At 43.1% G+C, this 18,705-nt stretch carries 17 protein-coding genes, 1 tRNA gene and 1 other annotated feature; of the genes, 3 read left to right on the top strand and 15 right to left on the bottom strand.

What is annotated here, in order from left to right; all coding sequences use genetic code 11:
* Nucleotides 1–78: 78 nt before the first annotated feature.
* The 7 genes from rplJ to rplS form a co-directional block, all read right to left on the bottom strand.
* Nucleotides 79–663: a 50S ribosomal protein L10 gene (rplJ, locus tag FNW02_RS03125; protein WP_191756136.1), complete on the bottom strand. Its 585-nt coding sequence runs from the start codon at nucleotides 661–663 to the stop codon at nucleotides 79–81.
* Nucleotides 664–717: 54 nt separating this feature from the next.
* Nucleotides 718–886: a sequence feature (ribosomal protein L10 leader region), on the bottom strand.
* A 48-nt stretch (nucleotides 887–934) separates the two neighbouring features.
* Entirely contained in the window at nucleotides 935–1,651 is a 717-nt protein-coding gene (gene rplA / locus FNW02_RS03130; RefSeq protein WP_191756137.1) for a 50S ribosomal protein L1, read from the bottom strand.
* Between the two features lie 177 nt (nucleotides 1,652–1,828).
* On the bottom strand, nucleotides 1,829–2,254 hold the full coding sequence (rplK, locus tag FNW02_RS03135) for a 50S ribosomal protein L11 (protein WP_191756138.1): 426 nt from the start codon (nucleotides 2,252–2,254) through the stop codon (nucleotides 1,829–1,831).
* Between the two features lie 6 nt (nucleotides 2,255–2,260).
* Nucleotides 2,261–2,893, bottom strand: coding sequence for a transcription termination/antitermination protein NusG (gene nusG / locus FNW02_RS03140; RefSeq protein ID WP_191756139.1), 633 nt, complete (start codon nucleotides 2,891–2,893; stop codon nucleotides 2,261–2,263).
* On the bottom strand, nucleotides 2,893–3,114 hold the full coding sequence (secE, locus tag FNW02_RS03145) for a preprotein translocase subunit SecE (protein ID WP_191756140.1): 222 nt from the start codon (nucleotides 3,112–3,114) through the stop codon (nucleotides 2,893–2,895). The genes nusG and secE overlap by 1 nt, the downstream gene beginning before the upstream one ends.
* A 175-nt stretch (nucleotides 3,115–3,289) precedes the next feature.
* Nucleotides 3,290–3,362, bottom strand: a tRNA-Trp gene (locus FNW02_RS03150).
* Between the two features lie 213 nt (nucleotides 3,363–3,575).
* The gene (gene rplS / locus FNW02_RS03155; protein ID WP_191756141.1) at nucleotides 3,576–3,938 is read right to left on the bottom strand and encodes a 50S ribosomal protein L19; all 363 of its coding nucleotides are present in this window, start codon (nucleotides 3,936–3,938) and stop codon (nucleotides 3,576–3,578) included.
* Between the two features lie 152 nt (nucleotides 3,939–4,090).
* Here rplS and FNW02_RS03160 point away from each other — a divergent pair, with 152 nt between their 5' ends.
* Nucleotides 4,091–5,035, top strand: coding sequence for a glycosyltransferase family 2 protein (locus tag FNW02_RS03160; protein ID WP_191756142.1), 945 nt, complete (start codon nucleotides 4,091–4,093; stop codon nucleotides 5,033–5,035).
* 463 nt (nucleotides 5,036–5,498) lie between these two features.
* The gene (locus FNW02_RS03165; protein ID WP_191756143.1) at nucleotides 5,499–6,560 is read left to right on the top strand and encodes a glycosyltransferase family 4 protein; all 1,062 of its coding nucleotides are present in this window, start codon (nucleotides 5,499–5,501) and stop codon (nucleotides 6,558–6,560) included.
* Between the two features lie 52 nt (nucleotides 6,561–6,612).
* On the opposite strand, the gene FNW02_RS03170 is transcribed toward FNW02_RS03165, so the two are convergent.
* The 3 genes from FNW02_RS03170 to FNW02_RS03180 all read right to left on the bottom strand — a co-directional run bounded on the left by FNW02_RS03170 (nucleotide 6,613) and on the right by FNW02_RS03180 (nucleotide 12,888).
* A complete protein-coding gene (locus tag FNW02_RS03170; protein WP_191756144.1) occupies nucleotides 6,613–7,272 on the bottom strand; it encodes a hypothetical protein in 660 nt (219 codons plus the stop codon).
* Between the two features lie 668 nt (nucleotides 7,273–7,940).
* Nucleotides 7,941–11,216: an efflux RND transporter permease subunit gene (locus FNW02_RS03175; protein WP_191756145.1), complete on the bottom strand. Its 3,276-nt coding sequence runs from the start codon at nucleotides 11,214–11,216 to the stop codon at nucleotides 7,941–7,943.
* A gap of 112 nt (nucleotides 11,217–11,328) precedes the next feature.
* A complete protein-coding gene (locus FNW02_RS03180) occupies nucleotides 11,329–12,888 on the bottom strand; it encodes an efflux RND transporter periplasmic adaptor subunit (RefSeq protein ID WP_191756146.1) in 1,560 nt (519 codons plus the stop codon).
* A 610-nt stretch (nucleotides 12,889–13,498) separates the two neighbouring features.
* Between FNW02_RS03180 and FNW02_RS03185 the strand changes: the two genes are divergently transcribed.
* Complete coding sequence (locus FNW02_RS03185; protein WP_191756147.1) at nucleotides 13,499–14,041, top strand: phycobiliprotein lyase; 543 nt, start codon at nucleotides 13,499–13,501, stop codon at nucleotides 14,039–14,041.
* A 116-nt stretch (nucleotides 14,042–14,157) separates the two neighbouring features.
* On the opposite strand, the gene FNW02_RS03190 is transcribed toward FNW02_RS03185, so the two are convergent.
* From FNW02_RS03190 to FNW02_RS03210, 5 genes are all read right to left on the bottom strand, one after another.
* Nucleotides 14,158–14,733 (bottom strand): HdeD family acid-resistance protein, encoded by a 576-nt coding sequence (locus FNW02_RS03190; RefSeq protein WP_191756148.1) that lies wholly within the window; start codon nucleotides 14,731–14,733, stop codon nucleotides 14,158–14,160.
* A 219-nt stretch (nucleotides 14,734–14,952) separates the two neighbouring features.
* Nucleotides 14,953–15,516 carry a Uma2 family endonuclease gene (locus tag FNW02_RS03195; RefSeq protein ID WP_191756149.1) on the bottom strand — a complete coding sequence of 188 codons (564 nt, stop codon included), beginning with the start codon at nucleotides 15,514–15,516 and terminating at the stop codon, nucleotides 14,953–14,955.
* Between the two features lie 288 nt (nucleotides 15,517–15,804).
* The gene (locus tag FNW02_RS03200) at nucleotides 15,805–16,134 is read right to left on the bottom strand and encodes a hypothetical protein (RefSeq protein WP_225225392.1); all 330 of its coding nucleotides are present in this window, start codon (nucleotides 16,132–16,134) and stop codon (nucleotides 15,805–15,807) included.
* Complete coding sequence (locus FNW02_RS03205) at nucleotides 16,127–16,684, bottom strand: Panacea domain-containing protein (protein ID WP_191756150.1); 558 nt, start codon at nucleotides 16,682–16,684, stop codon at nucleotides 16,127–16,129. The genes FNW02_RS03200 and FNW02_RS03205 overlap by 8 nt, the downstream gene beginning before the upstream one ends.
* A 112-nt stretch (nucleotides 16,685–16,796) precedes the next feature.
* On the bottom strand, nucleotides 16,797–18,509 hold the full coding sequence (locus FNW02_RS03210) for a diflavin flavoprotein (protein ID WP_191756274.1): 1,713 nt from the start codon (nucleotides 18,507–18,509) through the stop codon (nucleotides 16,797–16,799).
* Between the last annotated feature and the right edge of the window lie 196 nt (nucleotides 18,510–18,705).

The raw sequence follows: 18,705 nt of genomic DNA on the forward strand, positions 1-18,705 counted from the left end.
CTCCTGTAATTTTGATTATTTATTTGTCATGGGGCATTAGTCATTAGCTGTAGACTCTTGACTGATGAACCACGAAGTCTATTCAGCAGCGCTTTCGGTGCTGCTATCTTGTACAGCAGCGGTTTCAGTGTTACCACCACTTTGCTCTTGGTCGGCCACAGCCTGCAAAGCACGAGCCAGTGAACCAGGAACTTCGTTGATACCCACAGCAATCTTGGTAGCCAAGGCGTTGATAGCTCCAGCAATTTGTGCTATCAGTTGTTCCTTGGACGGTAAATCTCCCAGAGCTTTGACATCCGGTTCTTTGAGCAGGCGACCTTCCATGACGCCGCCACGAAGTTCTGTCTTCTTGGTGACTTTCTGGAAGTCTTGGTAAGCCTTAATCGCAGATGAGAAATCTTCTTTGACCAGCAAAAAGGCAGAAGAACCTGTGAGCAATTCCGTCAATGGCTGCCATTTTTCCTGGTCTTGAATGGCAATACCCATCAAGGTGTTCTTAGTCACCTTGCAAACAGTGCCACTTGGACGCAACCGCCGCCTTAAGTCAGTGATTTCCGCAACTGTTAGTCCCTGGTAGTCAATCACCAGCGCTAGAGTTGACCCGCTCAAAGTTTCTTTGAGGTCAGCTACTATCTCTTTTTTATCTTCTAGTGTTCTACCCATGCTTGTTTCACCTCCTTAAAACCATCCTCCATACTTGGTGTCTTTTTCTAAGCAACTCAAAACAATAAACCCCAGCTATCTCAGCCGGGGTTTAAAAGTAATATTCTTCATGCCATAATCATCACGCCCTTTGGGGGTGGTACTTTAGACAATAAGAACTTTAACCTCGGCAGGATATTAAGCAATTTGCACCTGCTATCTTTGGCTTTGCTTATTTAGTTTTGCTCTTTGTCATGAGTCATCGTAAAGACTAATGACTAATGACTAAAATTTAAGCGGCTTCGGTCAATTTAAAGTCTCGGAGGGCATTAATATCGAGTTTAATCGATGGGCCCATAGTAGCTGCCACATAAAATGTGCGCCAATAACGACCTTTAGCTCCTGAAGGACGGTTGCGGTCAATCGTTTCTTGCAATGCCTTCAAGTTTACTAACAAATCTTCAGGCGAGAAGGATGCCTTACCAAACATAACATGGACAATACCAGTTCGATCAGCCCGGAATTCTAATTTACCAGCTTTGAATTCAGCGATCGCACTTGCTAAGTCAAATGTCACAGTTCCACCCTTGGGCGATGGCATCAAACCACGAGGCCCAAGTAACTTCCCAAGCTTCGCCACCTGTGGCATCACATCCGGTGTGGCAATCAACTTGTCAAAGTCCATCATGCCTTTTTGGATTTCGTCAATCAACTCTTCTGAACCGACTAAATCAGCACCAGCGTTGCTTGCTTCGTTGACTTTTTCCCCTCTGGCAATTACCGCCACTCGGACTACTTGTCCTGTACCTTTGGGCAGTGCTACCGTTGTCCGCAGTTGTTGGTCTGTATACTTCGGGTCAATTCCCAGCCGGATATGTGCTTCTGCGGCTTCAGGGAATTTGGCTGTTGCCGTGTCTTTTAATAGGGCTAAAGCCTCTAGGGGTTCATAGTCCCTATCTTCTACTTTGTCTTGCAACGCCTGCAAACGGCGTGATAATTTTTTTCCCATTTTCCTCTCCTGGGGTAATTCCGAAGCTTCGCCTCTCCCCCGATAAATTTTAGTTATTTGTCCTTTGTCTTTTGTCCTCTCTTACAAAGTTCTGATCTAAGGATGCCTTAGCTTAGACTTTGCGCTTTGTCATTTGTATTCTTCTTTTACCAATGACTAATGACTCTTGACTCTTGACTAATCTGCAATTCCTACGCCCATATTCTTGGCAGTTCCCGCCACAATTTTCATTGCCGCCTCTATGTCATTGGCATTGAGGTCGGGCAGTTTTGTTTGGGCTATTTCTTGTAATTGCGCTTTTGTGATTGACCCAACTTTCTTTTTGTTGGGTTCATTCGAGCCTTTTTCTATTTTCGCTGCCTTGCGAATCAGTACTGATGCTGGTGGCGTCTTGAGAACAAATGTAAAACTCCGGTCTTCAAAAACCGAAATTTCTACAGGTATTACCATCCCAGCTTGGTCTGCTGTTTTGGCGTTGTACTCCTTGCAGAACATCATAATGTTAACGCCATGTTGACCCAATGCGGGGCCAACTGGCGGTGCTGGGTTGGCTTTTCCAGCATTCAGGGCCAATTTAATGACCGCTACTACTTTCTTCGCCATTTGTGTTTAACTCTGTTTCTCTACCTGATTAAATTCCAATTCTACTGGTGTATCTCTACCGAAAATCGAGAGCAAAGCTTTGAGCTTACTCCGCTCTGGAGAGACTTCAATCACCTCACCTTCAAAGTCTTTAAACGGACCAGAAAGCACGATTATCTTATCACCAGTAGCCATGTCAATTTTGACAACCGGCTCTTGTTCGCTGGTTTGTTTGAATATACGTTCTACTTCTGAAGGGCCCAAGGGTATTGGGTTGACATGACCGCGACCTCTGCCGCTGCCACGTTTTTGTTCTGAACCTACGAAGTTAATTACATGGGAGGTGTTTCGTACCACCTGCCAGGTATCATCATCCATCATCATCCGCACCAGCACATAGCCTGGAAAAACTTTTTCTTCAGTATGCTGGCGACTGCCATCTTTGCGGATTTTCACCGCTGGCGTGTGGGGAATTTCCACCTGGATAATTTTGTCAGCTACATCAAAGGTTTGGATGCGTTGCTCCAAGTTAGTTTTTACACGCTTTTCACAGCCAGAGGCTACTTGTACTGCATACCAGCGTGCTTCATTTGACGCTGCTTCTGCGGTTTCTTCTGACTGCAACGTGGAGTTGCGTGGTTCGTCTGTTGAGGAAGTCATCAGAACACCTGTTTTGCTGCCCAACCAAACAATCCATCGACCAAGTATATCAAAGATGCGGAGAGTACTACCATTAACAATACGGCGGCGGATTCGCTCACTACTTGCTTGCGACTGGGCCAAACGACTTTGTCAAGTTCTTCTTTGGTTCCCTGGATAAAGTTGTTAAAGCTAAACCCATTTGTTGCTTCTGGCAATTCTGCTTCATTTTTTTTGGCCACGGCCGTTTATCCCTCCGTTATCTCGTACAGCTATGCTTTGCTAATTTTTATCCAGGTTAACAACTTAACTGGAAGCCAAAAAGCTGCAAATACAAAAGTTTTACCCGAAATCATTAGCACTAACTGCCATGTTAGCAGCTGTGTAATTATTTCGGGCTTTGTTTTTGCTCTTGAGCGCGCCCTGGAGGACTTGAACCCCCGACATCAGGTTTTGGAGACCTGCGTTCTACCAACTGAACTAAGAGCGCACAAGCTGTTTTTGGTTCAGCCATTGCGCTGAACTAAATCTCAGTTTAACGCAATATTTGACTTTTATTTTACCTTGCTTTTGAAAAGTTCTGATGTTTAACGACTTGATGCTTACCGCAGAAGCGCTACAGGCTTTTCGTAGTTTTGGTAAGTGAATAAACCAGCGGCAGAAGCCGCTTGAAGTTGGAGTCTCCCATACTTTGAAGGGCGAATCACAAAGGGCGGTCAAACCGTTGCTTGATCCGGGTTGCCTTGCCAACGCGATCGCGCAGATAATACAGCTTAGCACGCCGTACCTTACCACGACGTAATACTTTGATGTTGTCAATCCGGGGAGAATGCAACAAAAACACCCGTTCAACGCCAACACCTTGAAATACCCGGCGGACTGTAATAGTTTCGTTGATGCCGCCGTTGCGTCTGGCAATTACTACTCCTTCGTAGGGTTGGACGCGGAATTTTTCGCCTTCCTTAATTTTTACTCCTACTCTTACTGTGTCGCCCACATAAATGTCGGGCAGATTAGATTTTAGATGTTCCGCTTCAATGGAGCGGATGATCTCTTGAGCGTTCATAATCTCTGTGTCTAATTAAAAAACTCACGATCATCAATCATAGATCTATAACCGCCTGAGAGTCCAGTTATTTGATGTTGAGAATTTTTCTGATATGAATGCTTTGTAATGGAAAGAATGTTACAAAAGACTGTGCCACAAGTATAGAATTTATGAAATTTAGCATCGTCATCACCACATATAATCGCTTAAACTTACTGCAACGAGCAATTGACTCTGCTCTTAACCAGACTCTTAAGTGCGAGGTGGTTGTTGTCGATGACTGTTCATCTGATGACACCCAAACCTATATCAAAAGCTTGGGTAACAGCGTTGTTTACCATCGTAACGAAGTCAACCAAGGTCATGCGGCGACGGTAAATGCTGGGGTTGCGAAAGCTAGCGGCGACTGGATTAAGTTTTTGGATGATGATGACTACCTAGCTCCCAATTGTCTCGAAGAGATGGCAAAAGCGATCGCACTTTGTCCTGATGCGGTCATTTGTTCATGCGTGGCTGCTCAGGTGGATTGCAATGAAGTTGAGATCAGCCGCACCCCCAAACTTGGTTCTGGACTGGCTTTTTATATTCCACAAGCTGATATTCACTACGGTATGCTCCTAGAGCTTTTACCTTTTGGTACGCCAGTGCAAGTGGCTTGTCGGCGTGATGCTTTCTTGCAAACTGGTGGTTGGGACTCTACTCTTGATGCTAACTGTGACGACATTGATTCCTGGATTCGCATTGTCCAGTTTGGCCATGCCATTTTCCTTAATCAGTGTCTTGCTTATCGGACTATTTGGCCCGGTGCTTATAATCAAAAATTTTCTTTGACTCAACGGTTAGCTACAAATATCTTGATGAAGGAGAAGATTTACGCCTTAGTAGATGAACAGTACCGCTCAAAAGTTCCTCTTCTTCAAGATATAAAAAATTACCTAAAACTACATTGGATTTTAGTAGCACTGAAGCAAAGAAACATGAAAAACTTTCTGTTGATGATAGATGAATCTGTCCTTTCGCTTCTAGCTTGGAGACTTTTACTGACTGCTTTTTTATCACGTCACTTTCCAGAACGCAATTCTCATATTCGCAAATTTGTATTAATTGATTCTTAATTATTTGAGTTTTTGCAATAATCTTTTTTTCTTACAGATACAGTGCGTTTGTATAATCTCTGTAATGTTAGGAAGGTACTAACTTAAATAGTGTCTCAAAACTCACATTTGTTAAGTATTTTTTTAACTAAGTACTATAGTTAATTTTATTTAGACATATTATTTTTAATTGGCAATAATATGAAAATATTTTTTAGCTAACCGCTAAGTAGGCTTGCTACAAAGCAAAAACCGCCAAACAAAAAATAATAAATAATTCATAAATGTCCTAAATCATTTCTGACTGCTATAGAATCAGACTGTATATTATGAGTAAGTCTTTAAAAAGAAGTAGCTGGTTACTAATAGTTTCAGGGGATTATACTCATTACTGAAGGTTCTTAAATTACCACTTAAAACCTAATAAGTATGCTAATTAATACTCAGTTATTTATCTAAATTTTTTATACACATATCAAAAATCATGCGAATAATTCATATTTTGAATCATGTTCAAAAGATAGGTAATGGAATTGTAAATGTAGCTGTGGATCTTGCCTGTCTCCAAGCAAAAACTGGGAATGAAGTAGCAGTAGTTTCTGTTGGTGGCGAATACGAGGCATTACTAGCTGTTTGTGGCGTCAAACACTACCATTTAGATCAGCAGAGAAACCCGATAAATATTATAAAAGCAGCTGTGCGTTATCAGGCGATCGCAGCAGAATTCCAGCCGGATATCGTTCATGCTCACATGATGACGGGAATAGTCTTAGCACGCTTTCTCAGATATGGGCACAAGTATGCTTTAGTTTCCACAGTACACAACGAATTTCAGCGTACCAGTTTGCTAATGGGTTTAGCTGACAGAGTAATTGCTGTCAGTAAGGCTGTGCAAGCGTCTATGGCACGGCGCGGTATCCCGGAAAACAAGTTGCGGGTGGTATGCAACGGAACTCTGGGTAGTCCCCGCACCCGTAACCTACACGATTATCAACCTTTACCATTACAGCATCCGGCGATCGCTACCGTAGCCGGGATGTATAAACGTAAAGGGATTGCTGAGTTAATCGCCGCCTTTGAGCAAATTGCTTTAAATTTTCCCCAAGCGCATCTTTATTTGGTTGGAAATGGCCCTGATAGAGAGCTATTCGAGGCTCAAGCGCTAGCAACTTCTGTAGGAGAGCGCATTCATTTTGAAGGCTTCCAACCAGAACCTCAACGCTATCTAAAATCTTGCGACATATTTGTGCTTGCTTCTCATCGTGACCCTTGTCCCTTAGTACTTTCAGAAGCTAGGGAAGCTGGCGCTGCTATTATTGGTACTCAGGTAGACGGGATTCCTGAAGCCTTGGATTATGGGCAAGCAGGTCTTTTAGTACCAACAAAAGATAGTAAAGCTCTAGCTAAAGCATTAGTGCAATTACTGAGTAATGCAGATACGTTGTACGAGTGGAAAAATCGGGCAAATCAAAACCTTGAATGGCTGAATGCTAGCCGCGTACATCAGGAAACATTGGGAGTATATTGTGAGCTAATTACACAGTGAAAGGCATGGAAATTGGGGGATTTGTGCCTTTCTCAGTGTTGTCATTTGCAAGCTACTTAAGTTTACGCTTTAGTTTAAAAGCTACAACTAAGACGCCAAAAGCTAATGTACCTAAAATGTCAGATGGTTCTGGAACAGCATTGTAATAGCTATTCACTCGGATGGGCCCATCTTGATCTGCTGGTAGGGGTGGTGCTGCTGGGATGATTCCACCACCTGGGGATAAATCGGGCTGGCTATAAAATCGATTGAAAAACACAGTTTGGTTCGGTATTACACCACCACTGTAAGTGAGAGTACTACCATCAACAGTAACGTTCTTAAAGATATCTTTTAAGCCATGAATATTAGAGAAACCAATCTTCCCATCTCCATTTACATCTCCCCACTCCACTGACTCATTGTCAAATGCTGGAGTAGAATCTGGATTGCTATACGAAAGCGTTTCTAATTCAAAGACCAGGCTTGCTATATCTCGCTCAGTGGCATTGAGTAAGTTGTTAGCTCTATCTGGAACACCATATCTGATTATTTCTCCAGGGTGTATATCTGGCCCAAGGCTTCTTGGATCTCTCATTTTGAGTATGTCTTCATTGACGGTTGTCACAATGGGTTCTACCAAGATGACGGCTTTGGCTGGTGTCAAAGACAAAAAACTAATTCCTGCTGCACCTAGAACAGACAATGCTATTTTGGTTGCTATTGTATTCATGTTCTCTCCTCTTTATATGGATTGAAAGAATGTTATGGCGTGTAGGTGAAATCAAACAGCAAATACTCACATTTCAACCGCTTTTTATCTAGCAGATACTTTTGGTTGAGAAGTGTTTACTTACTTGGTTGATATATACTCATAGGTAGATTTATAAAGCAATTCTGATAATGCTTTATCAACATAACCAGTAATTTTACGGAATCTTTATCAAAAATCTAAATTAGAACTTATATATTGACAGACTGGGCAATATGTGAATTTAAAAATTTGATTTATATCCTTAGTGTGTAATTATGCTGAGTAAGCGTAGGCATAGCCCAACTAGCCCTGTCAAGGTAGTGAAAAATATCTTTTATCGTGATTTTACTTAGTGCCTTAGTGTTTTTGTGGTTAATTAAATTAATTACCGAAAAACTATCTGTAAATACTGAAAATATTGAGGGTTTGACAGTTAGAAGAACAAAGGATAATATCCTACCCTAAACAGTTAACAGTAAACGGTAAACAGTAAACATAATTGGGTTTAAGTGGAACCGCTAAGAGGGCGAGTACTTCCAACTGAAAACTAATAACCCAAAGCCGATTATTGGGAGGCGCTATCTGGCGGGTTTAAATTCCCCAACTGTTTACTGTTTACTGTTCACTGTTGACTGATTTAATCCTGTTCAAATAAATTTTTTGGTAAATCCACGCAACCAAATTAATATCGGCTTCGCCCAATTCCCACCAAATAAATCGTGCAGCAGAGTATAAAAGCAGGGAATGATAAACAGCGTCAGAACGGTTGCTAAAGACAAACCAGAAAACACTACCACGCCTAATGGTTGCAAAAATTCTGAGCCTTCGCCAATTCCCAACGCTAGGGGAAACATACCTAAAACGGTAGTAATGGTGGTCATTAGCACTGGACGTAAGCGTTGAGGAGCAGCTTTTAGAATCGCTGTTTTCCGATCAACCTTTTCCTGTTCCAGAATTTGATTCGCCAATTCCACCATGATGATGGCGTTGTTGACCACAATACCTACCAACAATACTGCACCAACGATTACTGTTGCGCCAATGGCAGTTTTGGTAATGTAAAGCCCGAAAATACCCCCAGCTAGTGCTAGCGGGATGGTAAACATAATTACCAAGGGGTCAATCAGGGAATTGTATTGCACTGCCATCACCACAAAGACTAAAAAGGCAGCTAATGCACCTAACAGCTGGAGAGAGTCTTGCAGTTGTTGATTAGATTCGGCTGCCGAACTGGGTAAGATGCTGATGCCTTCAGGCAAATCTATGCTTTCCAGTACTGTACTCACCTGTTCTAGAGCGCCACTAAGGCTAGCTCCCTCAGTCAAATTGCCAGCAATTAAGAAAACTTGACGTTGATTAATCCGTTGAACCTCTCCAGGAGCTTGCCCTTCAACAATTTTGGCAACATCGCTCAAGCGGACTTGGCGATTGTTGTCTACAAACAAAGGCAACCTCTCTAATTGAGAAGGTGTTTGCACCGATGTTTCATTCAACTGCACTCGCACATCTACTAAACGGTTGCCGCGTTGTAGCTGAGTTGGTGTACTACCTTCGAGTGCGGTTTGAATTGTTTGCCCAATATCTGTAGTAGTTAAGCCCAAAGCAGAAACCCGCTCCCAGTCAGGACGAATCTGAATTTCTGGTTGGCGATCGTCTGCATCGGGACGGAATCTCGCTTGGGTGACTTGTTCTTCTAAGGCTGCTAGTACCTGACGGCCTGCTTGTTGTAAAATATTTGCGTCATTTCCCTGAAGAATTACATCAACATCAGCGCCACGTACTGGAGAGTTGCTGAGAATCAAACCCCGTACTTGACCGGGGGAAAGGCGTAGGCGAATTCCTGCTAAATTTAGCTTGTTAAACTCCTGGGTAACTCGTTCTACATAAGCTTCTACATCTGTACCCTGTTTTAGAGTAATAGTACTGGAGCCGCGTAGAGCATTCTCACTGGTATTGCTCCCAAATAGAGCACCACCAGATGTTGAGAAAACATACTCTGTTTCTGGCTGTTTGCGGATTAGTTCATCCGTCGCAGCCATCACTTTTCGGTTAATTTCTAAAGGTGTACCGGGCGGAAACTGAGCATTGAAGTTGGCTTGTCCAGTATTAATCCGGGGGAGGATTTCTTGGGGAATTTGCGGAGCCATCCACAAACTACCACCACCAAAAAGGATAAGAGCGATCGCCACCGTTACTAACCGCCAACGCAATATCCCAGCTAAAAAACTGCCGTATCCCCTCGTAGAAGCCTCAAAGCGGTCATTAAACTTCCGCAACAGCCAAAATCGGCTCAAACGACTGGAAAATCGCCATGCCAACATCCTAGAGGCGAGCATGGGAACAACGGTAACAGCAATCAAAATTGAAGCCGCTACGGAAAAGGTAATGGTGAGAATTAACTCATTGAATAGTAGTGCGATAAAGCCACCGATGAGCAAAAACGGCAATACTGCCACCAAGTTCGTACTGGTGGAAGCAACTAAAGCTGATTCTACTTGCTGGCTACTTTGTTCCGCCTGAGAAATTAATTGCTGTGAATTCAAGCGGGTTTTGGTATCTTTGCCAGGAGTCATACCAGCACCCTCGGCAATATTCTCCAACATGACGATGGAGTTATCCACCACAATACCAACACCCAATGCCAAACCGCCCAAGCTGAAAACGTTGAGGGATAAACCAAATAGCCCCATGAAGATGATGGCGGCGAGGGTTGCTAAGGGAATGGCAAAGACGATGATAAAAGTTTGCCGCAGGGAACCAAGGAATAGAAGGACGGCGATCGCGGCTAGTGCTGTTCCGATTAACCCGGAACTGGTAACATTCGAGATGGAATTGCGGATAAACCGCGACTCATCCAAGGTAGGTGTCAGAATTGTTCCTTCGGGAATTACACTAGATTGGCGGAGTTCTTCTATCCGTTTTTTCACACCCTCGACAACGTTGATAGTGTTAGCATCTGGCTGCTTTTGGATGCTGACTTTTACAGCTTGTTGCCCGTTAAGCAAGACGAACACTCTTTGTTGTTCTGAGCCATCAATGACCTCGGCAAAGTCCCGCAAATAGACGCGGCGATTGGGGACTGAGGGCTGGGTACTGGTGATTGGGGACTGGGAATTATTGGTGACTGAGGAGGAAGTAGGAGAAGTGGGGGAGGAGACTTCAAAAGAAAGATTGCTGATTTCATCGGCATTTTGGAAGCGCCCGACGGTACGAGTTAACGGTTCAGAATCTTGCCCCAAAATCCGGCCGCCAGAGATATCTACGTTGCGATCTCTGAGTTGATCTAGCACATCGGTCAAACCTACACCCAAAGCTTGTAAGCGATCTAGATCAATATTGACCCTAACTTCTTCTTGAACTCCGCCCGACACGTCTACCCCTGCTACTCCAGGTACAACACTCAGTTCACGGGCTAGTTCTTCTTCGGCAAAAACACGTAAATCAACGCCTTCTAAGGAAGGGGAAGTTAATGCCACTTCATAAACTGGTAACTGAGAAGGATCAACTTTGAATAAGCGCGGTTCTTCGATGGTGTCTGGTAAAGTGCTTCTAGCTCTGTTAAAGGCAGCTGTGGCATCATTTAAGGCTTGGTCAATGTTGCCTCCCGTTTGAAAGTACAGATCCAAATTCACCTGCCCTTCACGAGTTTGGGAAAAAATTTGGATCACGCCCTCGGTAGCGGCAAAGGCTTCTTCTAAAGGCCTTGTCACTTCATCAACTGCTACCTCTGGAGAAATTCCAGGTGCTTGTACCCGCACACCAATTCGGGGATAGGTGATTGATGGTAGCAAATCTACGGGTAATTTGAGGACAAAAAATACACCCAGAACTATCACTGCTAGGGTGAGCATGAGTGTGCCGATGTGTTGGCGAATTGATATGGCACTGATACTAAATCCGCCACCGTTCTTAACTTGCTGCATTACTGTCGCTGTGCTCCAATTAAAAATGCCAAATTACAGAAGTTCTCTAGGTCAAAAGCCGACTCTCAAACTTCTCTCAAAATTCAAAAAGAATTTTTAATCTTGCAATTTTTTATTGTGAATTACCTTTCGGTACAGACTCCGCTGTTTCAGAAATAATCGATAAACGTACAGCGGCTCCATCTTTTAAAGGTTGACCACTGCGAACTACATAGCGTTCTCCCGGCTGCAAACCAGATAAAATTTCTACTTTGCCATCACCTCTGTTTCCTAAAGTGACAGCACGCGCCGCCACTTTTGTCTGGCCTTCTGTGTCTGTCACCACAAATAATGTCCCTGTACGCTTTTCTGCCGCTGTGGCATTGGGTGTATTGGATGTGGGAGAGGACTGCTCTACATTTGTTTGTGTTTCCCCTGTATTCTTGGTCTTTTTGTTACCTGCTTCTTTCTGAATAGCTGCTTGCGACACTACTACTCGCGGTGGTGTCTGGTTTTCAAAGTTGACCCGCGCCAGTAGTCCGCTGCCAATTTTTCCATCATTGTTGGGAATCACTACTTCTACGGGTATCAAGCGAGCTGTAGCATCCGCAGCGGGGGAAATCCGCGTAACTCTGCCCATTAATGTTTGATTAGGGTAGGCATCTAAACGGACTTGCACAGATTGCCCAACCTGAATTTGTGCCAGTTCTAATTCGGAGATTTGAACGACGACTTTGACGCGATTAAAGTCGCCAATTTTCAAGACTTCACTACCTGCTTGCAGAAGATTACCCGGTTCTGTCACCTTTTCTGTGACTACACCGTTGATGGGGGATGTTAACCGAGCATAAGATCTACGTTCTTTTGTTTGAGCAACCAATGCTTGTTGAGCAACTACTCTGCCTTGGGCAGCTGCGACAGCTTGCTGTTCTGTACGGACTTGCTCTTGAGCTGCTCGTAGTGCTTGGGCAGCTGTTTGTGCTTCTGTACGTGCTTGTTGAGCAGTTTGTTCGGCGATCGCACCTGCTTTGAATAATTTCTGTTGCCGTTCTGAGTCTGCTTGAGCTTGGACGACTTGTAGCCGTGCCCGTTCTACTTCAGCACGAGCATTACTGACTTGATTTGTAACTCTGGCTACTTCTGATTTGAGGGCTGCTAGTTCTGCTTCTGCTTGCTTTAATTCTGTCAACAGGATGGCATCATCTAACTGTCCAACGTTTTGCCCTTGCTTAACTGTATCGCCTACATCTAGGTTCAAAGCCAATAGTCTGGCTTCTACTTGCGATCGCAGTGACACAATGCGGAATGGTGTGGTATTTCCTGTATACTCTGGTTGTTTTTCTAGCACCTCAGTTCGAGCGATCGCTACATCCACAGGTGTTGCACCGCCACTACGCTCACCACCAGGATTCTGGGATTGTGCTCCGGCTGATTCTTTGGGTAGCGCTCCGCAACTTGCTGTCAATACTCCTATACCCAGCAAACAGGGAATCAATAAGATAGATGCCAAATTCGAAGATACAGAAACAAAGAAATACTGGAACCTAGGTAAAGTGTTAAAACTACTATTTACGTCTGCAACAGCCGCGTCAGTTTTCGCAGCTAAATCTAACTGGGTATTAATTACCTGGTTAGCCGCCGCTGAAGCTGATGTTTTCGCCTGCTTGTGCGGCTTATTTCCATCCAAAATCATTTACTTTTCTCCTATTGGGGAGTTTCTGGGTTATACAGCCGTTGGGGAGTTTCTGGGTTATACAGCCGTGTATTACCAAGTAATTCTGAGCAAGCAATTTTAAAAGATACAATTAATGGAAAACAAAAGTTCCACGATTATATCTCCTAAATTTTCTGTACCAGAAATTACTATTTTCTTAAAACTCAAAAAAATCTCACTACTGTAGTGCTTACGCGGAGGTAAACAATCTTCTTGCAGACGTTGTAATTATTAACTTAGTATAAATATCTTTTACTTTTTTGACATCTACCCCTAGGAGAAGACCTGTAATACCTAAAGATATGGGACTTTTTTGTCCTCGCTTTTAATACAAGTAGTATCAAATAGTTATATTTATTTTTAGATACTCATATTTATCATAGCAAAAAGACTAGTAATTTTCGTTGCTAAAGTAATATATTAAGAATATTAAAGATAAATTGCTTTTTGAACGCCATAATGTGAATGAATGCAGTTTTTTCTTCGACCCCTTGCATATATGGCAAAGAACAGGCTGATATGTTTCACAGCAACTAGAGCAATTAACTTTTGCCAGAATTCTATTTACTTTAGGTGAGGAAAGTGACCAGTGACATTACCACTACAAATTGCACAAACCGCTGAGCGAGCGCCGATTGCGGAATTTTTCCAAGAATCAGCAGGTAAATGGCGCTCGGAACGGCGCTACTACACATTACCGGAAGGAGAAACCAAAGAGATGGAGAGTATAATCACCATCCGGTTTTTGGAACAAGGATGTCATGAATTGCAACAGCTTGCTCAGATGCACGATTTAGCCGATTCAGTAAGTTTGCAATGTGGTGCAGAAGTTATCTGGGAAAGTACAGACTTGCTCAAAGCAAGGAAGGAGTCGAAAGGTTGTACACTGTTTGGTGCTCTGGGAAGTATTTTATATCGCGATCGCGGTTTTGCCACATCCAAACCAGTCACAGCTAAATATTATTTCTCCAACCCCAAAACTCTATGTTTGCGAACTGAGTACAACGGTTCAGTATTTGAGGAAGAGTTAAAATTAGTTGGCAGCAAATACCGGACTAGACAAACTATAATCTCTCGTGCTGGTGAGCAGTTGATGATTGGGCAGTATTTAGAAAAGAGAATTGAGATTTAAGACACAGGAAAAAGGCAAAAGAAGAATTCAGAATTCAAAAATAGGAATTCTTCCTCAGCCTAATTTATAAGTAAGGACAAAACTCAAGGTACTTACCTAGAGAAAATTACAAGGCTTTAAGCGCTTGCAGAAGAATCTGATTGCTTCAAGAAAGAACGCGCATTTAGCGACAGCATCACGCGTGAAACACCTGTGAACAGAACGCTGACACCTACTAGTGTGCCAAGAATCCAGGGTGCATTGAAGGGCCATTGAAACCAAATCATTGCGCCCAACACTAGAGTAATGATGCCATCACCAAGTACCCAAGTCCAGTTTTGTTGCGGACGCAACCGGAATGCCAGGATCAGCTCAAATATACCTTCAGTCAGCAAAAAGCTACTTAATAACAGAGTCAGCGTTAGGATACCTGTTTTGGGGTAAACAAACAGCATTACACCTGTTGCAATATAAAGTCCGCTCAATAAAAGCTTCCAAACGAAACCTCCGCGATCGCGCGTTTGAGTAGCGTAAACTAGTTTGGCAAATCCTGAAGAGATCAGAATTATAGCAAACCAAGTCTCAGCAAAAATCGTTGAAATAGTAGGTATTGCGATCGCAATAATCCCAAAAATAATCAGGATAACGCCAGTTACTAGCGATCCATTAATATTTTTTTTGATGTTAACGTCATCGGAAACATTAGTTGTCATACAAATTTTTCCCTATGCTTAAATGAACTCTACAATTAGGCTAGAGAATTTATTAAAAAGAAGATACAACCCTAAGATATACGCCGTATAACAACTTTTACTAGGTGGTTTTAAAAAACAGTAGAAGTTAATTAGTAGAAATACTTCATAAGACAGATAATTATCAGCTCCACTGGCGATGAAAAAAAGAGAGTGAAGAGTTAGTTGATCGCCAGCAATTTATACCTGTAACTCAAACCCAGGTAAAACTTCCTCCCCAACGAGTAGTGCTGGTATCGCAACTACCTCTACAGGCTGTCCTGGTAGGTAAATTTCTACCTGTTTATCTTGAGGATTGATTAGCCAACCCAAACGCAAACCATTTTCTAGATACTCCTGCATTTTGTCTTGCAGAGGTTTTAGGCGGTCAGTTTCCGAGCGGAGTTCAATTACAAAGTCAGGCGTTAGTGGCGGGAATTTTTTACGTTCCTCAGTAGTCAGCGCTTCCCATCGCTCCAATTTTACCCAAGCAGCATCGGGAGAACGATTTGCTCCATTCGGCAGCTTAAATATAGTAGAGGAGCTAAAAACCTTTCCCAATTTAGTTTGGCGATTCCAATTATTCAAGTCGGTAATGAAGTCTGCTTCCTGAGTTCCGCTTTCTCCTCCCACAGGTGGCACAATAATTACTTCTCCTGTTGCACTCAGTTCTAGATTTAAATCCCGATTTGCCATGCAGAGTTGATAAAACTGCTCATCTGTAAGGTGAATTATTGGCTCTAGGTTTAGGATAACTGTATTCATTAAAGTGCTCCTTTTTCATTCAAAGCCGCGATCCTTTCACTACGCTTTTTTGGATTGAGGTTAATCACCTGTCTACTAATAAATATCTGGACTCCACTTCTCCATAAAACGGTCTGAATTGTTAAGGTAAATCCGAATAGTCTTTACAACTCATGTACATCTTTTCAGGATAGGAAATAATAATTTCATAAAAATTGACAAACATCTAAAATGGACGTTCGACATTTTACGGTATTCCCAAGAAAGCTTTAAGAGCAGTTTTATACCTATTCTTCAACCGCTTGGAGACTAAACGCCTTGCTGGATCTGTGTAAGAACAGCCATGGAACAAGATCCTTTCGGAATTGGGCTACTAATGCTTATCAACCCAGCTAGTTCAGTAGCATCCATTTCACGAGCAAATTGATAAGCTATTACCGACTCACGAATTATAAAGCTTGGTACATCCAAACCTGGTAGGAGAACACAGGCAGTTTCAGAATTAGGTCTACGGGTAGTGATATTAACGAATAGATAGTCTTTTCCAGAAGTTTGTGCTATTGCGATGTAGAGGTGTTGACTGTTAGGAGGCGTATCCAGCAAAAATGCATCTCCCAAATTAATGGTGATGCTAGCCATTCAAAACCCTATCTAGATATGCTTCTCGAATGGCTTCTTGCTGAATTTCCTCGATTTCCTCGTCACTCTTGCCCACATTTTTGAGAATATCCTCTACCAAAATCGGAATGGCACAGCCATGAGGGTTTTTCCACTCTGGAAGGTCATGAGTCCACTCAGCAACATCAAAAGGGTCAAGATGCCCAAAAGCTTGATAAACTTGCTGAATGATTTCCTCTTCTTCTTCACAAAGGTCTTCATCTCCTGGATCATGCAATAAGGAAACATGATTTTCATTACGAGGAGAAATGAACTTAGACCATAGAGGTAAAGCGTCATCAACGGGCTTCCCCTTTATCATGTCATAAACGCCGCTGAGGACAGGGCCGTAATCCATCGACACATAATGATCACCAGTAATCGGTTGTTCCATGCGTTTCAATGCAACCCGGTCAGCGATGTAAAGCATTTTAAGCAAGCCTAGATACTTCATAGGCTTACCATGCAGCTTTAAAAGTACGGCTGCGGCTTCAACAGCTTTCTCTGGATGAAACCGAAACTGGATTGGCATAAGAATTCTGAAACGACTGCTTCACACTAGTACAAAATTATTCTAAACCCTCATCTGGATAACATTTTATAGAAGAACGCCGTAAAAAATTGCTAGAACAAGTCCAAGAGGCCTAATAATGAGTTCCCGACTTGCGATGATGCACGGCGGTAACGCCATCTTGATTTAGAACTTTGCCATTCTCGACAGTTGCATAAACCAGCCAATGATCACCGGATTCCATCCGATTTTGTACAGAACATTCCAAGTATGCTAGGGCATCTGTAAGAACAGGAGAACCGTTTTCAGTTTCTTCGGCAGCAACACCAGCAAATCGGTCTTGTGCTGGGCCGAAAGGTTTGAGGAAGTGCTTCATCAAACCTAAGTGATTGCCTTCTTTGAGGATGTTGAGGACAAATTTGTTTCCTGAGTGGGTCAGGGTTTCTATAGCGCGGTCTTTGGCTACGGCGATGGTTAAACCGGGGGGATTAAAGCTGGCTTGAGATACCCAAGAGGCTAACATGGCACTGGATCTATCACCTTCTTTGGCAGTGAGAACGCAAAGAGAACCGACAATCCGACCAACTGCTTGTTCTACAGTAGTAGCAGGTTGACTTGGCGATCGCACTTTTTTAGCTTTCTTCAGTGCTTGGGCAAAGTCGGTTCCGGCTTCTTCACATAATTGCAGAGTCGCATCGTTGGGTTTGAATTTGACGCGGATGGGGTCGAAACCAAACCGATAACCAGCATCTTTAAGTTTGCCTTCAATTAAATCAACTGCTTCACCACTCCAGCCAAAGGAACCAAACACACCAGCGAGTTGATTGTTAGTGGCAGTCGATAGGACAATTCCTAAAGCCGTTTGTACAGGTGTGGGTGCATGTCCGCCGAGGGTGGGGGAACCGATGACAAAGCCGGCAGATTTTTCGACAGCGGCGCGGATATCTTCAGGATCGGTAAATTCGCAGTTAATCGATTCTACAGCGACGCCAGCTTTTGTGATGCCACGAGCGATCGCCTGGGCTAAAGTTGCAGTATTCCCGTAAGCTGAAGCATAAATCAACGCTACTGTCAAATCAGCAGATGTTTGCTGCTGGCTCCACTCTCGATAAGCTTTAGTCAGGTCAATTAAGCTATAGCGTACCAAAGGGCCGTGTCCGGTAGCATACATTCTCACGGGAAAATCGGCCAGTTTATCCAGCGCTGTTTCAACCTGACGAGCATGAGGAGCCATCAGGCAATCAAAATAATAGCGCCGATCTTCGTTATATATTTCCCAACCTTCATCAAAAACCTGATCCCCGCAAACATGCGCCCCAAATAACTTATCTGAGTACAAAATTTCTGTTTGCGGGTCATAGGTGCAAAGCTGATCTGCATAGCGTGGATTAGGGGTGGGGATAAATTGTAGATAGTGTCCTTGACCTAAATCTAGGGTTTCTTCCCCCCGCATTACCATAATTGGCAAATCTGGGTTTTCCAACGCTCCACGCAAATTTTTTGCCCCTGGATTAGAACACACAAAGGTAATTTGAGGAGCAATTTCCAGTAAGGCTTTTAAGGTTTCAGCGCGGTTGGGATTGACGTGACCTAAAATTACATAATCCAGCTTTGTGACATCAAAACGCTGCTGCAAAGCTTCTAAATAAATTTGCGTAAACGTTTCACCCGGAGGGTCAATGATAGCAGTTTTATCGCCTTCAATTAAATAAGAATTGGCAGTTGTACCCTTGGCAAGAGCGTATTCAATTTCAAATCTGAGCCTTGACCAACTGCGCGATCGCAGTACTCTTGTGTCTGTAGCAATGGGGTAAACTTGAACGTCACGGGGTTTGTTTGCTGACATGGCTGAAACAATTTTAGATTTTAGATTTTGCGGAAAGTCTGAGCGGAGGCTTCCTCCGTTGGCGCAGCCCGCCGCAGGCATCAGAACTTTCCAAGACATATTTTGGATTGTTAATTAAACATCCAAATTCTGGATATTAAGTAGGGATGGCTATCCTGCACAAATACTTTTTTATTGAGTGTTTTGGGATTTTGGA

Origin of the sequence: Komarekiella delphini-convector SJRDD-AB1, assembly GCF_014831675.1 — a bacterium.
Classification (GTDB): Bacteria; Cyanobacteriota; Cyanobacteriia; order Cyanobacteriales; family Nostocaceae; genus Komarekiella.

Coding starts and splice junctions, on each gene's coding strand:
- rplJ (WP_191756136.1), bottom strand. CDS start 663: ATGGGTAGAACACTAGAAGATAAAAAAGAGATAGTAGCTGACCTCAAA.
- rplA (WP_191756137.1), bottom strand. CDS start 1,651: ATGGGAAAAAAATTATCACGCCGTTTGCAGGCGTTGCAAGACAAAGTA.
- rplK (WP_191756138.1), bottom strand. CDS start 2,254: ATGGCGAAGAAAGTAGTAGCGGTCATTAAATTGGCCCTGAATGCTGGA.
- nusG (WP_191756139.1), bottom strand. CDS start 2,893: ATGACTTCCTCAACAGACGAACCACGCAACTCCACGTTGCAGTCAGAA.
- rplS (WP_191756141.1), bottom strand. CDS start 3,938: ATGAACGCTCAAGAGATCATCCGCTCCATTGAAGCGGAACATCTAAAA.
- FNW02_RS03160 (WP_191756142.1), top strand. CDS start 4,091: ATGAAATTTAGCATCGTCATCACCACATATAATCGCTTAAACTTACTG.
- FNW02_RS03165 (WP_191756143.1), top strand. CDS start 5,499: ATGCGAATAATTCATATTTTGAATCATGTTCAAAAGATAGGTAATGGA.
- FNW02_RS03170 (WP_191756144.1), bottom strand. CDS start 7,272: ATGAATACAATAGCAACCAAAATAGCATTGTCTGTTCTAGGTGCAGCA.
- FNW02_RS03175 (WP_191756145.1), bottom strand. CDS start 11,216: ATGCAGCAAGTTAAGAACGGTGGCGGATTTAGTATCAGTGCCATATCA.
- FNW02_RS03180 (WP_191756146.1), bottom strand. CDS start 12,888: ATGATTTTGGATGGAAATAAGCCGCACAAGCAGGCGAAAACATCAGCT.
- FNW02_RS03190 (WP_191756148.1), bottom strand. CDS start 14,733: ATGACAACTAATGTTTCCGATGACGTTAACATCAAAAAAAATATTAAT.
- FNW02_RS03195 (WP_191756149.1), bottom strand. CDS start 15,516: ATGAATACAGTTATCCTAAACCTAGAGCCAATAATTCACCTTACAGAT.
- FNW02_RS03200 (WP_225225392.1), bottom strand. CDS start 16,134: ATGGCTAGCATCACCATTAATTTGGGAGATGCATTTTTGCTGGATACG.
- FNW02_RS03205 (WP_191756150.1), bottom strand. CDS start 16,684: ATGCCAATCCAGTTTCGGTTTCATCCAGAGAAAGCTGTTGAAGCCGCA.
- FNW02_RS03210 (WP_191756274.1), bottom strand. CDS start 18,509: ATGTCAGCAAACAAACCCCGTGACGTTCAAGTTTACCCCATTGCTACA.